Source organism: Belliella filtrata (assembly GCF_022549775.1).
GTDB lineage: Bacteria > Bacteroidota > Bacteroidia > Cytophagales > Cyclobacteriaceae > Belliella > Belliella filtrata.
The window spans coordinates 62,569-76,114 of record NZ_JAKZGP010000016.1 but is presented as its reverse complement, the minus strand read 5'-3'; the positions used below and the strand labels follow the sequence as shown (position 1 = coordinate 76,114).

Annotated in this window: 12 protein-coding genes; 5 read left to right on the top strand and 7 right to left on the bottom strand. The window is 36.2% G+C overall.

Annotated elements, in window-relative coordinates:
* Nucleotides 1-172 precede the first annotated feature (172 nt).
* The gene (locus MM239_RS08485; RefSeq protein ID WP_241347774.1) at nt 173-721 is read left to right on the top strand and encodes an ATP-binding cassette domain-containing protein; all 549 of its coding nucleotides are present in this window, start codon (nt 173-175) and stop codon (nt 719-721) included.
* Between the two features lie 132 nt (nt 722-853).
* Here MM239_RS08485 and MM239_RS08480 read toward each other — a convergent pair whose 3' ends face one another.
* On the bottom strand, nt 854-1,555 hold the full coding sequence (locus MM239_RS08480) for a TetR/AcrR family transcriptional regulator (protein WP_241347773.1): 702 nt from the start codon (nt 1,553-1,555) through the stop codon (nt 854-856).
* A gap of 253 nt (nt 1,556-1,808) precedes the next feature.
* Nucleotides 1,809-2,159: a hypothetical protein gene (locus MM239_RS08475; RefSeq protein WP_241347772.1), complete on the bottom strand. Its 351-nt coding sequence runs from the start codon at nt 2,157-2,159 to the stop codon at nt 1,809-1,811.
* Between the two features lie 161 nt (nt 2,160-2,320).
* Here MM239_RS08475 and MM239_RS08470 point away from each other — a divergent pair, with 161 nt between their 5' ends.
* Both MM239_RS08470 and MM239_RS08465 read left to right on the top strand, forming a co-directional pair.
* Complete coding sequence (locus MM239_RS08470; RefSeq protein WP_241347771.1) at nt 2,321-3,463, top strand: cysteine desulfurase family protein; 1,143 nt, start codon at nt 2,321-2,323, stop codon at nt 3,461-3,463.
* Between the two features lie 125 nt (nt 3,464-3,588).
* A complete protein-coding gene (locus MM239_RS08465) occupies nt 3,589-4,830 on the top strand; it encodes a protoporphyrinogen/coproporphyrinogen oxidase (protein ID WP_241347770.1) in 1,242 nt (413 codons plus the stop codon).
* Nucleotides 4,831-5,004: 174 nt separating this feature from the next.
* Here the strand turns inward: MM239_RS08465 and tamL are convergent, their stop codons facing one another.
* Nucleotides 5,005-7,425: a translocation and assembly module lipoprotein TamL gene (tamL, locus tag MM239_RS08460; RefSeq protein WP_241347769.1), complete on the bottom strand. Its 2,421-nt coding sequence runs from the start codon at nt 7,423-7,425 to the stop codon at nt 5,005-5,007.
* A 17-nt stretch (nt 7,426-7,442) separates the two neighbouring features.
* On the opposite strand from tamL, the gene MM239_RS08455 reads away from it, so the two are divergent.
* A complete protein-coding gene (locus MM239_RS08455; RefSeq protein WP_241347768.1) occupies nt 7,443-8,183 on the top strand; it encodes an RNA methyltransferase in 741 nt (246 codons plus the stop codon).
* A 68-nt stretch (nt 8,184-8,251) separates the two neighbouring features.
* Complete coding sequence (locus MM239_RS08450) at nt 8,252-9,262, top strand: bile acid:sodium symporter family protein (protein ID WP_241347767.1); 1,011 nt, start codon at nt 8,252-8,254, stop codon at nt 9,260-9,262.
* A 129-nt stretch (nt 9,263-9,391) separates the two neighbouring features.
* On the opposite strand, the gene MM239_RS08445 is transcribed toward MM239_RS08450, so the two are convergent.
* From MM239_RS08445 to MM239_RS08430, 4 genes are all read right to left on the bottom strand, one after another.
* Nucleotides 9,392-10,279, bottom strand: coding sequence for a dienelactone hydrolase family protein (locus tag MM239_RS08445; protein WP_241347766.1), 888 nt, complete (start codon nt 10,277-10,279; stop codon nt 9,392-9,394).
* Between the two features lie 76 nt (nt 10,280-10,355).
* A complete protein-coding gene (locus MM239_RS08440) occupies nt 10,356-11,567 on the bottom strand; it encodes an Nramp family divalent metal transporter (RefSeq protein ID WP_241347765.1) in 1,212 nt (403 codons plus the stop codon).
* Nucleotides 11,564-12,658 carry a DUF2891 domain-containing protein gene (locus MM239_RS08435; protein WP_241347764.1) on the bottom strand — a complete coding sequence of 365 codons (1,095 nt, stop codon included), beginning with the start codon at nt 12,656-12,658 and terminating at the stop codon, nt 11,564-11,566. Before MM239_RS08435 ends, MM239_RS08440 begins: the two co-directional genes overlap by 4 nt.
* Nucleotides 12,659-12,772: 114 nt before the next feature.
* On the bottom strand, nt 12,773-13,444 hold the full coding sequence (locus MM239_RS08430; protein ID WP_241347763.1) for a hypothetical protein: 672 nt from the start codon (nt 13,442-13,444) through the stop codon (nt 12,773-12,775).
* Nucleotides 13,445-13,546: the final 102 nt, after the last annotated feature.

Genomic DNA, 13,546 nt, shown 5'->3' with positions numbered 1-13,546 from the left:
TTCAACTATCTCTAGCAGGTGGGAAAACCTTGAGAGTACCATGGATTATTGTCTCAAACACCTTTATGCTTATCGACGCCAGATTCAAAGAAATTTAAACAGATCCCCAGAAACATGACAAAGTAGGATTAAGCTAAAAAAACTTTCTAAGAGCTATTCAAAATCTTTGATTTTGAATGATTTGACTGTGGATTTTGAAGAAAATATGATCCATGGTATTGTCGGTGCCAATGGAGCGGGTAAATCTACACTATTGTCGTGCATTGCTGGAGTAGAAGGATATGATGGTGAAATCTCCTATGGAAATAAAGCGAAGAGGAGTAATATAGCTTTTTTGCCAACAGATCCCTTCTTTTTTGAGTGGATTACAGGAAGAGAATATTTGAAATTTATAGCTGATTTAAGAAAAATAGATGAAGTAAATTATGTAGCAGTCAATGTTTTCAAGCTTCCTCTCGAAGCATATGCTTCATCTTACTCTACAGGAATGAAAAAGAAATTAGCACTCACCGCTTTACTTTTAGATGAATTTGATTTTTATGTACTTGATGAGCCATTCAATGGCATTGATAGTGAAGGTGTCCTTTTGATGATTGACATCATTGAGAATTTACAAAAGAAAGGAAAAACCATTTTTATTGCTTCTCATTTCACCTCCACTTTGATGCAAGTTTGCGATGATATCTACAAACTCGTTGATGGAAATATTCATAAACATTAAAAATGGCGCTATCCAAAAGTTATTTATTTCTATAAATATCAAAGAAAAGGCCTTGTGGGTCATATAGTTTTTTGACTTTAAGTCATTTTACAATTCATTGATAGACGAAATGAGGAACAGGTCAATTAAATATCAAAACAGACTACCTTGTACGCCAGGTGTTCTGCTTGGGCGAATTGTTCCTCTAAGTAGGTCTTGCATCATTTTGATAAATCCAGGCTTCCAATTTTCCACATGGATTTTAATTTCCTTCATTTCATAATTAATAGGACCATTTAACCTTTCATAGCCAATCAGCATACTCCACAAGGTGTAAAAGGTGATTTCGGGCTGCAATTCAGGTCTAATGCTTCCGTCCTTAATTCCTAAAGAGACTATTTGAATTCCAATCTTGCCACAGTCATGATGAATGTCGAGAAGTTTGTTGAAATGAACACTTTCCAAAATCAGTGGATCCATTTGACTTCGCAATTCTTTGTCATTGTATTGGTTCATCAAGCCCATAAAATTAAGAATGGCTTCATAATACATTCTTTGCTCTTGGCTGAAATCCATGTATTTGGAGATCAAATCCACCAACATATCCATTCCATTTTTATTCTTTGAACGGAAGATGTCTCTAAAAATATCTTTCAGGTTATCAAAGGCCTTTTTAGTAACAGCCATGTAAAGGTCCTCCTTGTTTTTGTAATAGAAGTAGGTAAGTCCTTTAGATATATTTGCCCCTTTGGCGACTTCATCCATTTTGGTTCCGTGAAAACCTTTTTCAGTGAATAGTCTAATTGCTGTATCTAAAATTAACTTTTCCTTTTGTACCCTTTCTTGAGCTCCCATATTGCGATATTAGATTGAATGTTGTTCAAATTTATTAAACTAGATTTAGCATTGGAAACAATATTTTCATTTAAATTGTAAATTGATGATGATCAAGAAGATAATTTATTGTTTTACTCCCTAAAATCCGCAGACTTTTCAGATTTTTATTGACAGCCATTCGTTTATTGATAATAATGGAGTGGAACTTGGTGCTTATAAGGTTTTATAAATCAATTGATTGCAATATTCTCTTACAGATTTTAGGTACTTACTAAATCTCGTCCATGCCTCTTTCTAGAATTTCAGGACCCCTGAAAGTGATTTCATTTTCTGTAACTTTAACCGTCATTTCAATCCTTTCTTGATTTTGGTCATGAATGTTAAGACAAGCATTGAAATGAACCACTACAAAACCTAGAATAATTTTAGCGGTATTATCTGCCTTCGAAACAATTGTAGAAATAAACTTAACTTGTTCCACAACTGCACCTTGAGGTTTGTAATAGTAGCTTAGCATGATTCCAAGTTCTTTTTGATTAATTTCAACTTGCTTTTTGATCAAATCTTCGTTTGATTCAAATTCGGATTTGTTGTTGATCTCAAAGGTCCAGATTTCTTGCATATGTTTATTATTTGATAATCGTGAAGTATAAATTTTAATGAAAAGAATTAACATTTCTAAAGCGAGGCTTGTCCTTAAATCAAACCATCAGCTATTTGAATATAGTTTAAGATAGTAAAAGCAAGATGATATTAGAATTTTAAAGTTAAGCATATAAAAGAATGGAATACCCAATATACTTAGATTATAATGCCACTACACCTGTAGATCCAGAAGTTTTGGAAGTTATGCTTCCTTATTTTACTTCAAATTTTGGAAACGCTTCAAGTAAAATCCATCCCTATGGATGGGTAGCTGAGCAAGCAGTAGAAGTTGCTCGTGAGCAGCTTTCAACGCTGATAGGTGCTAAGCCAAAAGAGATCATTTTTACCTCTGGAGCTACTGAAGCTATCAATTTGGCTATAAAGGGGATTTTTGAACATTATACAGCAGAAGAGCAGCATTATATTTCATGCGTGACTGAGCATAGAGCAGTTTTAGATACCCTAAAAAGTATCGGACAGAAAGGAGCATCAATTACCTTATTACCAGTCAATTCTAATGGAGATTTAGACCTTGAATTGCTGGAATCAAGCATCACCCCAAGCACAAAAATGATATGTCTTATGTGGGCAAATAACGAAACGGGAGTGATTCATCCTATGGATAAAATAAGTGCAATAGCAGAAAAGTATGAGGTGATACTATTTACTGATGCAGTACAAGCAGTTGGTAAAATTTCTATAGATGTAAGAGGCATACATTTGCTGGCACTTTCAGCACATAAGTTTTATGGTCCTAAGGGTGTAGGGGCTCTTTACATCAGGCACAATCACCATTTGCCAAAACCATATGCTTTGATAGAAGGAGGGGGTCAAGAGAAAAATTATAGAAGTGGGACTTTGAATGTACCAGCAATAGTGGGAATGGGAGTAGCAGCAGAAATAGCCAGCAAAGTAATGTCAGAGGAATCTGAAAGACTAAAAAAACTTAGAGATTATCTTGAGTTCAAGCTTATGGAGATCAACGGGACTGTCTTGAACTCTGGTCAATCCAAGCGTTTGGCTCATGTTTCCAATGTATCATTCAATGGAGTAGAAGGGGAAGATTTTCTTAGAGCTATCAACAAGCACGTGGCAGTGAGCTCTGGATCTGCTTGTACGAGTATTTCACCAAAACCATCTCATGTGCTAGCTGCTATGGGAATAGATACTGAACTAGGCAGGTCATCGATACGCTTTAGTTTAGGTAGATTGACTACCCAAGTAGACATAGACCAAGCTGTACAAGTTATTAAAGAGATTTATCAGAGACTCAAAGAATAAATGAATATTGATAAAAATTTGACCTGAAATTTAACTTAGTATATTCTTATATCAATTTGTGGTACATTTGTTAAACATTTTTAGATGAATTTAGTCTTAATGTATAGGAACAGCACGTATTTGAAATGAATGTATTTATCGTTGGAGCAGGAGTCTCTGGACTTATTGCCGCTTTTGAACTTGAAAGGTCGGGAAATACCCCGATTATTTTAGAAGCTTCTGACCGTGTAGGTGGTCGTATAGCCACAGATCTACATGAGGGTTTTTTATTAGACCGAGGTTTTCAAGTGCTTTTAACTGCTTATCCTGAGGCTAGAAGATACCTAGACTATGATGCTTTGAAACTAAAATATTTCAGCCCGGGTGCAAAAATATTGAACCCTGGAAGTAGCTATACCATAAGTGACCCGATGAGAAACCCTAGTCGGTTGATTGGTATGATATTGTCAAAAGTAGGTAGCTTATCAGACAAATTGAAAATAAGGAAGCTTAACTTGGAGCTTACAAAAATGTCTGTAGATGAAATCTTTGATACTCCTTCTACAACAACTTTATCCTTTTTGAGAAACTATGGTTTTTCAGACAAAATCATTAATAATTTCTTTAAACCATTTTTTAGTGGAATTTTCTTAGAAAATGAATTGAGTACTTCGAGCAGAATGTTCAAGTTTGTATTCAAAATGTTTGGAGAAGGACATGCTGCTATACCAGAAGGAGGAATGGGCGAAATAGCGAATTACTTAAGAAACAAACTGAACCATACAGAAATTAGACTGAATACACCAGTAGCATCCGTAGAAGGTCCTAAGATTACTCTTCAAAATGGAGAAGTAATTGATGCAGAAAAAGTAATTGTAACTTGTAGACCAGACTTGGTAATAGATCAGCTAAAGGGACAGTTTAGCTCAAATCGTTCAGTATACAATGTTTATTTTTCCCTTGAAAAGTCTTTTTTAATTCAACCTCTTATTGCACTTGTTTCAGATGGTAAGTTTTTGATAAATAATTTGGTGTTTATGACTGATATTAGTAAGTCTTATAGCACCAATGGTAAGGCATTGTTGTCTGTTTCGGTTACTAAGCCTGTGGCAAATGAAGATTCATTGGTTGATTTGATTAAAATAGAACTAGAGGCTTTGAGTGGGATAAATGCGGAGTTTTTCAAACATATCAAAACATATAAAATTGAAGATGCTCTTCCTGAAGTAGATGATATGAAAGCAAATCTTCCTTTTACCAATTCAAAGCTCAATGATCATGTGTTCTTGGCGGGAGATTACATGCTCAATGGGTCTATCAATGCAGCGATGACTTCAGGTAGAAAAGCCGCTGAGGCAGTCCTTTTAAGTACTCAAAATCCATTGTAATTATTAAATACAAGGAATATGAATTGAAGTAAAAGATGTTTTTTTGTTAAGTTGGAAGATGTCTATTTGGAGCCATTGGCTTTTAGATAGATAACTACCACATTATTTTTTATATTAGCTCAAAATCTCAAATTAAAAGATAGCCAGAACAATTGGTCGTGCTAAGAGAATCAATTAGAATGGATATCCAATTCCTATATTGAAGACAGTTTGTCCTTTTTCTCCTAAGAAGCCATTGAAGAAATTCCCTATGATAAGTCTTTCACCTTCTGGCCTTGCAGGATCCAATGCTTTGACCCCCATGTCGAGTCTAAGCACCAAAAAATCAAAGTCCATTCTAAGCCCTAAGCCTGTGCCGACAGCAAGCTCTTTATAGAACCTGTTAAATGCAAAGTTTGCTCCGGGTCTAGTGGGATCATCTTGAAAAGTCCAGCTATTTCCGACATCAATAAAAAAAGCACCATCAAAATAGCCGTAGATCTTTCTTCTCAACTCGAACATTCCTTCAAATAGGATATCGCCTGGTTGCTCGAACCTGTAATCAAACGAACCATCCTCATTTACTGGCGGGGTATAAGACCCAGGACCTAATCGTCTTGGTTGCCATGCTCGGATTCCTGTACTACCTCCAGCAAAAAAATACTTCTCGTATGGCAATATACCATTACTAATGCCATAGGGCCGTGCCATTCCAAGGTTCAGTCGATATGCAAATGTTTGCTTAGTAGAGATTGGGATATACCTTCTTAAATCTGCTTGAAATTTTAGAAACTGGAAGTAAGCTAAGCTTCGATTCTCTATAAATGAGGGGTTGACAAAGTTTAAGGTGGTTCCACCACTTTCTACAAAGATTCTTAAGAGAGAGGCCCTATTCTTTTGAAATAAGCCATACTGATTGAAATTCACAATCAATTGTCCAGAGATACTACTGACATAGGAGGGAAGGAAAGAGTTTATAAGGTTATTACCTTGATTTTGAAGCCCTTCAAGTACTTCTCTGAAATCATTACTTAAATTAGATCGAATAAAATTTGCATCTAACAAATTCACTGCAAATTGTTGCCTTAGGTTTCTTGTATTCCAGTTGTAAGCTAGCACACCGTTCAAAGCCTCTCGATTATATTCTGGCCTATCTACAAAATTATAGCCTATCAAAGTACGCGTCCTTGGGTTGTATCTCCCCAAAGACTCTAAGGCGTACTTTCTCATCGGAATGAGAAACTGGGGAAAAATAATAGAGGCAGATGTGTTCAATTCACGAGATCGAAATACCCCCCCTTCACCAGTTGCCGAAACTACTCCCTCAAGTCCAGCTCTAAAATTGAATTCAAAAATCTCAGCACCTCGGAAGAGGTTTCTGTTCCTTAAGGAATGGCTAAAAAATGGCCCTGGAACTTGTTCTGTAATACTTGCTCCCAATTGATTTGTGATGAGGTACTTTTGGTTGGGTTGTGTAAAAATCCTTGGTCGCAGCACGGTTCCCAAAGTATCAAAGCTGATGTTTACAAACCTAAACAGATCCAAGTTAGCTAATTGTCTTTGGGTTTCTAGTACATCTGTTTTTCGATAGAGATTATCTTTTGAAAGAAATATCCTTGAGGAAATGATTTTTTCAGAATACCTGTCTCTATATATAGAGAAATTGATGTCCTTAAACTGTGAATTTACGGCATCTCCATAGAAGGATTCATCATTTGGTGCATCTATTGAAAAGTAAACAGAGTCTAAGGTATACACTTTGTGGAAATCACTTCTTGAAGGTTTTCTTATGATCTGCTCTACGACGACTTTATGCTCTACGGTGTCTTTAAATACATTATATTCTATGTAGGATTTAGAAAAAGTGTAATATCCATTCTCTTTTAAGAAATCTTCAACCCTTTGTCTTTCTTTGGAAAGTTGGGCTTGTTCATATCTTGAGCCGACTCTGATCTCTGTGTTTTTTTTATACCAATCAAAGATTTTGTAAATATTACTATCATCAGACCTTGTGTAAGCAGAATCAATAAAATAGGGTTCATTTTCTTCAATTACATAGTTGATTAATACTTTCTGTTTATCAAACCTCATTTGAGAGGTGACGTTTGCATCAAAAAAACCATTATTGGCTAGGTAAAAATTTATTTGACGTTTGGAGTCTTCAGTTTTGACGCTATCTAGCAAAACTCTAGGATTACCAGTCCTCATGAAAAAATTACCAAATTCTAATTTCTTTTCGGTTGCAGTGAGTCGATTAGTTATTTTGTTGTATCGCCTAATTTCTTTCCGTGTCAATTCACCTTCCTCATCCTGCTTTGTGAGTAGAAGATCACGATCTTTCTCTAACTTTTCTTTTCGTGCAATATGCACTGTACTATCGAAAGTCCATTCACCAAACCGATACAATGACACCCCAATCGAAGTGTTTAGCAGGGGGATTCGTGTGTTTGGTTGCTGCTTAATCAAATTTGAAATGGCATCCTTGTCACTTCTGTGAATGCCTTCAATTTTGACTTGATAGACCAAGATTTCATTTTCTTTTAGTCCTTTTGTCAAAGAACAAGCAGAAAACAAAAAGAGGAAAAAGATAAAGTTTATATATTTGGACTTATTCACAATTTGACGCGCTCCGAATGTTAAGCAAAAATACGCTTAAGTTTATAAAATCCTTGCAGCAGAAAAAATTCCGTAAGCAAGAAAATGCTTTTTTTGTAGAAGGTACTAAAAATGTTGTAGAATTGCTCCATGCTGACTATAAAGTTACCCATGTATTATATACTGAGAAATTCGCCCAAGAGTATTCTAAAGAACTTGAAAGATTTGAAGGAAATAAATATTTGGTTACTTCAAAAGCACTAGAGTCAGCAGGAACATTCCAATCCAATGACGGAGCACTGGCAGTCGCTGAAATCAAGCCAAATTCCGCTCCAGACCTTAAAAAGAATAAACTTATATTAGCTTTGGATGATGTAAGAGATCCTGGTAATATGGGCACCATCATTCGCATAGCTGATTGGTATGGAATCAGCGAGATCGTCTGTTCACTTGAATCTGCAGATTGCTTCAATCCAAAAGTGATCAATGCGAGCATGGGAAGTTTTACTAGGGTCAATATCTTCTATACTGATTTACCTTCATACCTCCAGACAGTAACATCTCCCATTTATGGAGCATTTTTGGGTGGTGATAATATTCACAACAGGAAACTAGTAGCAGAAGGTGTAATTTTGATGGGTAATGAATCAAATGGTATTTCAGCAGAAGTGGGGAGCTTTGTCACGGACAGGTTGACTATTCCTCGGTTTGGAAATGCTGAATCGCTTAATGTAGCTATTGCAACGGCGATTATTTGTGACAATTTTAAGCGAAACTGATTATTTGACACACCAAGCTCTTGTTCTTTACTTGAGGTTATTGGTTACAAAGCAGACATTTACATCTAATGGAAAATATATTCGAGAAGCTAAGGAAGGTTGGGATCAATAATTTTTTCTTTCTTATGATCGGCATGATTATTTTGGCGCGGTTTTTCCCTGAATGGGGTACTTCTTCGGCACCATTACCACTCAAGTCGATGACAGAAATTGGTATTGTAATCATATTTTTTTTCTATGGTGTCAAATTGAATCCTCAAAAATTAATCAATGACCTTTCAAATTGGAAGTTACATCTCGTCGTTCAGTCAAGCACTTTTTTAATTTTTCCATTAATCGTCTTGATATTGTATTACGTTTTCGGTGAGCCTGATTCATACACTTGGTTGGGGGTGTTTTATTTGGCTGCATTACCTTCTACTGTTTCTTCATCCGTGGTGATGGTTTCTATCGCTAAGGGAAATTTGCCAGCGGCGATTTTCAATGCAAGTATTTCGAGTATCATTGGAATATTTATCACTCCAATCTGGATGGAATTGATGTTGCCCGCTTCAGCTATGGATTTTGACCTGACAGATACTTTTCTCAAGCTAAGCCTACAAGTGCTAGTCCCTTTGATCATAGGATTAATGGTACATAAGTGTTTAGTTTCATGGGTTACAAAACACTCCAAATCTCTAAAAAATCTTGATCAAGGGATTATCTTATTGATTGTCTTTACCGCATTTGCAGAGTCTTTTGCTGAAAAAATGTTTGATGGAAAATCAGCTCTTTCTTTATTTACTTTAGGTGCATTGATGGTTTTGTTTTTCCTTGTGATGATGACTGTGATGCATTTTATATCCAAAGGTTTAGGATTCAATGATGAGGATCGTATAGCTGTTCTTTTTTGCGGAAGCAAAAAATCACTGGTTCAAGGAGCCGTGATGGGCAGGGTAATGTTCCCTGACCCCGTGATCTTTGGTGTGATATTACTTCCTTTGATGATGTATCATGCACTTCAATTACTTTTTGGCACAGCCATAGCCCAGAAGATGGGACAAAGAAAGATTAAGTCTGCTGATTTAGATCCTGTTTGATAGCGGTTAAAGGATTGAACATTAATTTTATAAATCATTCCTTTTGCAATACTATTTCAGAAACAGATATTTTGATAGGACGAATGGAATCCATTTCGTCCTATCATTTTTTGGTGTTCATGCTTAAATCTAAACCAGTTTTTCTCTAAAGAATCTGATTGTCCTTTCCCAAGCAAGTTTTGCTCCTGCTTCATCGTATCTAGGTGTGGAGTGATTATGAAAGCCATGATTTAGATCTTCGTAAAAATAGACCTCATATGCTTTATCATGTTTTTCTAAGGCTGTTTTATAATCATCCCAACCAGCGTTTACCCTTGTGTCGAGTGCTGCAAAATGCAGTTGAATAGGAGCTTGAATGCTAGGTACTTCATCTGCAGTGGCTTGTCCACCATAATAGGGTACTGCTGCTTTCAAATCAGGTAGCTTCACAGCCATCATGTTGGAAATCCATCCACCAAAACAAAATCCTACAACTCCAATATTACCATTGCAGTCAGGGTGATTTTTCAAGTATTCAAAAGCGGCGATAAAATCTTCTAACATCTCGTCCCTGTTTCTTTTGGCTTGCAAAGTTCTACCTTCATCGTCTGTACCAGGATAGCCACCAAATGGTGTCAAGGCATCAGGAGCTATAGCTACAAATCCATCTAGTGCACATTGATGTGCTACATCTTCTATGTAAGGATTGAGCCCTCTATTTTCATGAACAACCACAATTCCAGGCAATTTATCTGAAATTCCTTTTGGTCTTGTTAATAGTGCTTTCATTTCACCAGCCCCTTTTGGAGATTCATACTTTATATATGAGGCATCAAACCTAGTATCATTTACATCAAATCTTTTGGCTTGTACATAATTTGGAAGAAGGAAATTCATCAATCCAGAGACAGTAATTCCTCCTGCCGTATATAATGAAAGCCTTTCTACAAACTGTCTCCTGTCTATTTTACTATGAACATACTCATCATAAATGTCAAATACTTTTTGGTCAATATCTTCTTTTTTGATTGGCTTCATGGTTGTTTTCTTTTTGACGGTTATAAGCAATAACTTAATTAAATATGATAATCACAAAAGCTACCTGTTTGTTATTTTACAATAGAACTTTGTGCAAAATCCAATAGCCTAACAATACAGTAATAAGCCAAATAGGAACTGCAATGAGATTAGTATACATGGTATTATGGTATCCTTTCATAAGTGATCTCTTGTTTACCAGCCAAAGTATATACCCACTAAGAATCGGTAATAAGAATCCATTAGCTACTTGAGCAATAGCAATCAACTGTACAGGTTTGATTCCTAATGATGCAAAAAACAACCCCAACCCTAATATAAATATGATGCTTAATTTCATCTGCTTATTTTGAAGGCCAGTGGGCCAACCAAAAAGGTCACAAACTACGATCGATCCCGCTAGAGGGGCTGTGATGGCTGAGGTGATACCTGCAGCAAAAAGTCCAATGCCTATCAAATATTTGCCAAACATTCCAAGACTTAATGTTAGTCCGTTTGCCAGATCAGCTGCATTTTGGACTGAAGAAGCGTTACCTTGTGATGCCGTGATGAGGATGGCCATAGACACCAGGCCTCCTAATATGACACTTAAAAATGTATCTATTCTTGCATATTTCAATTCAGCTACAGAAGACCAAGTTTTGCTGACAAGGCTGGAGTGGAGAAAAAGATTATAAGGCACTACGGTGGTTCCTATGAGCGCGACTACTGTTAATACATTAGAATGATTGATATTTGGAGAAAAGCCAGTGATCAAAATGCCCATATTTGGACTAATCTTGAATGCTGTATAGAGAAATGCCAAGCTCATCAGAATTACTAAAAAGGTCAGTACTTGAGTCAATCTTCTAAAGTTACCAAATAGGAGTAAGGCTAATGCAATGATTCCTATACCGAAGTTTATGATGTTAAATTCATATTGACCCACATTCAAAACATAAGGATTGAAAAATATTTCTAGTCCCATTGCTCCACCTGCAATATTACCTGCTTCATAAGCTGAATTTCCTATGACTATAGCAACTAGAATCACCGAGACTGATATAAACTTTGAAATTCCAGTAGGGACAGTACGTGTAATTACAGCTGCCAAGCCTTCTTTGGTAACCAGTCCAATTCTTACAGCCATTTCTTGTAGCACTACAGTGGCAATCACTGATAAGAGCAAAGCCCAAAGAAGGTCAATGCCAAAATTGACTCCTGCCATGGTGCAAACAGTAACTGTACCTGGGCCTATGAATGCTGCTGCCACCAAAGGGCCAGGACCGATATACTTACGCCAACTCATAGACTGCCTTGCTGCATTGCGTATATCGCAAAACTTCCGAGCCAATGAGTTCCCTCGTAGTTATCATCTACAATTGCAGGTAAGGAATAATTTATGTGTTCATTAGCTATAGAGATCAGATGCTTGTACTTCTTTGGGTAAGATGAAACAAGACCATAAATACACCATGCTCTACTGAAATTGAGGCCATCTAAATGTACCAGCTTACCATCTGTCCTATCACTTACTTGACCTGGAGTCAATGAAAAGTTTTTGTCTTTCAAATCTGGCATGAATCCATCTATCCAAGACTCAAATTCTTCCTTCTCCAATATTTTCCTCATGATATCAATTTCTTGAAAACACGGTGATAAAAAATCATAGCCACTTGGTTCCCAGTCTAGGGGACAACCTTTGTCTTCCATAAACCAATCTTTAGCTCTTGACCTTATCATTTCAGCTAACTCTTTTTCATTTAAAGTGATGGCATAATCATATGCTAGGGACAATCCAAATGCTGTATTCGGATGCTCCCCGACACGAATAGGATAGATCAATTTAGGTAGAAATTCGAGGTACTTCTTAACAATCAAATCTGTAAGAGGCTGTAGATTTTGAGATAATTCTCTGGCAACAGGATCATTCCAACGATGAAGTTCTTCTGCCAGTTTTAAAACCCAAGCCCATCCATAGGTTCTTTCAAAACTTTCATTTTGTGGCTGGAAAAAATAATTGACTTCAGCAAGTATATTGGTATAGCTCAAATTCTCTTGTAACTTTTCTATGATCTCTGATCGATTTTCAAGGTCTGGGAAGTCACTCAAAAGTGAAATTAGCATCCAATGTCCATGAACACTTGAATGCCAATCAAAACAGCCGTAAAACCCTGGATGAAGTTCTGATGGAGCTTTTAAATATTGAGATGAAGCAAGTGTTTGGTTTAGTTTATTGGGATATTCCTCCTGAATGCAATGTAGGGGTAATTTTGAAAGCCTATTTGCTTCCTCAAGGGTCAGTTGTATGAATAATTCGCTGCTATTTGTTTCTTTTTGCTTTTGACAAGAAGTCAAGATCAAAAGTATAGAAGAAAAGATAATATAAATGTTTCTCATGTAGCTAGTACTTTTCAGGTAAAGAAGTTAGGCTAATTTAAACCATGTTATTCATTCCTCCTTTGTTTACTTCATTATTTGCATGAAGAATCGACAAATTTTATTGAAATTATTCTAATAGAGCTCACTTTTTAAATTCAGGTACCTTTTGACCATGATTTGAAATTGGAATAAATGATCATTGAATCTATTGTAACCTATATTTCCGTCAATTTCATCAGTAAGTGTCAGAAGTATAGAACCTTCCAAAATCAAATCAGTTTTAGGGTTTAATTGATAGGTGAGACCAGCTCGAACAGGTACATACAAACTCATCAACGTTTGATTCCTATTTGGCTGCCCATCACCATATTGTAAGTTGGTCCTTGATTGTAGTACACCTACACCTGTACCAACATGGAAATTGAATTCAGGTCGAATCAATGGATACGCTGTGCCAATCAGTTTGTAGGTTGGCATAATATCTAAAAAATTAGCGTAACCAGTAAATCCAATCGCAGCGTTATTTGAATTCCATGTATCAATTCGTTCTTGGTTTGTAGCTTCTCTAACCCCGATTCTTTGATGGCCGAAATTAATCCTGATATCTAAGTTTTCATTGAAAGACTTGCTGTAGGCGGCTGTAAATGCTGGATTAAACCTAAAATTGAAATCTGTAAACCTACCCCCATTATCTGCATAGATAAAAGAAGGGCCAGCTCCAATCATGATGGAGTGATTGGCCTGCGCTTTATATTTGAAGAAGTTTTGTCCAAACGTGTCAGAAACATTCATAAAAGAAAGCATTACAAAACAATTTAAGAAAAGTAATTTTAAAGAAGAATATTTCATCAATTTATATGTTTTGTATAATTTGAAAGCTAAACATTAGTTTCAATTATAGTGATT

What these genes read in the sequence shown, in the direction of transcription:
- MM239_RS08480 (WP_241347773.1), bottom strand. Translation starts at nt 1,555, where the DNA reads ATGGGAGCTCAAGAAAGGGTACAAAAGGAAAAGTTAATTTTAGATACA.
- MM239_RS08475 (WP_241347772.1), bottom strand. Translation starts at nt 2,159, where the DNA reads ATGCAAGAAATCTGGACCTTTGAGATCAACAACAAATCCGAATTTGAA.
- MM239_RS08470 (WP_241347771.1), top strand. Translation starts at nt 2,321, where the DNA reads ATGGAATACCCAATATACTTAGATTATAATGCCACTACACCTGTAGAT.
- MM239_RS08465 (WP_241347770.1), top strand. Translation starts at nt 3,589, where the DNA reads ATGAATGTATTTATCGTTGGAGCAGGAGTCTCTGGACTTATTGCCGCT.
- MM239_RS08455 (WP_241347768.1), top strand. Translation starts at nt 7,443, where the DNA reads ATGTTAAGCAAAAATACGCTTAAGTTTATAAAATCCTTGCAGCAGAAA.
- MM239_RS08450 (WP_241347767.1), top strand. Translation starts at nt 8,252, where the DNA reads ATGGAAAATATATTCGAGAAGCTAAGGAAGGTTGGGATCAATAATTTT.
- MM239_RS08445 (WP_241347766.1), bottom strand. Translation starts at nt 10,279, where the DNA reads ATGAAGCCAATCAAAAAAGAAGATATTGACCAAAAAGTATTTGACATT.
- MM239_RS08440 (WP_241347765.1), bottom strand. Translation starts at nt 11,567, where the DNA reads ATGAGTTGGCGTAAGTATATCGGTCCTGGCCCTTTGGTGGCAGCAGCA.
- MM239_RS08435 (WP_241347764.1), bottom strand. Translation starts at nt 12,658, where the DNA reads ATGAGAAACATTTATATTATCTTTTCTTCTATACTTTTGATCTTGACT.
- MM239_RS08430 (WP_241347763.1), bottom strand. Translation starts at nt 13,444, where the DNA reads ATGCTTTCTTTTATGAATGTTTCTGACACGTTTGGACAAAACTTCTTC.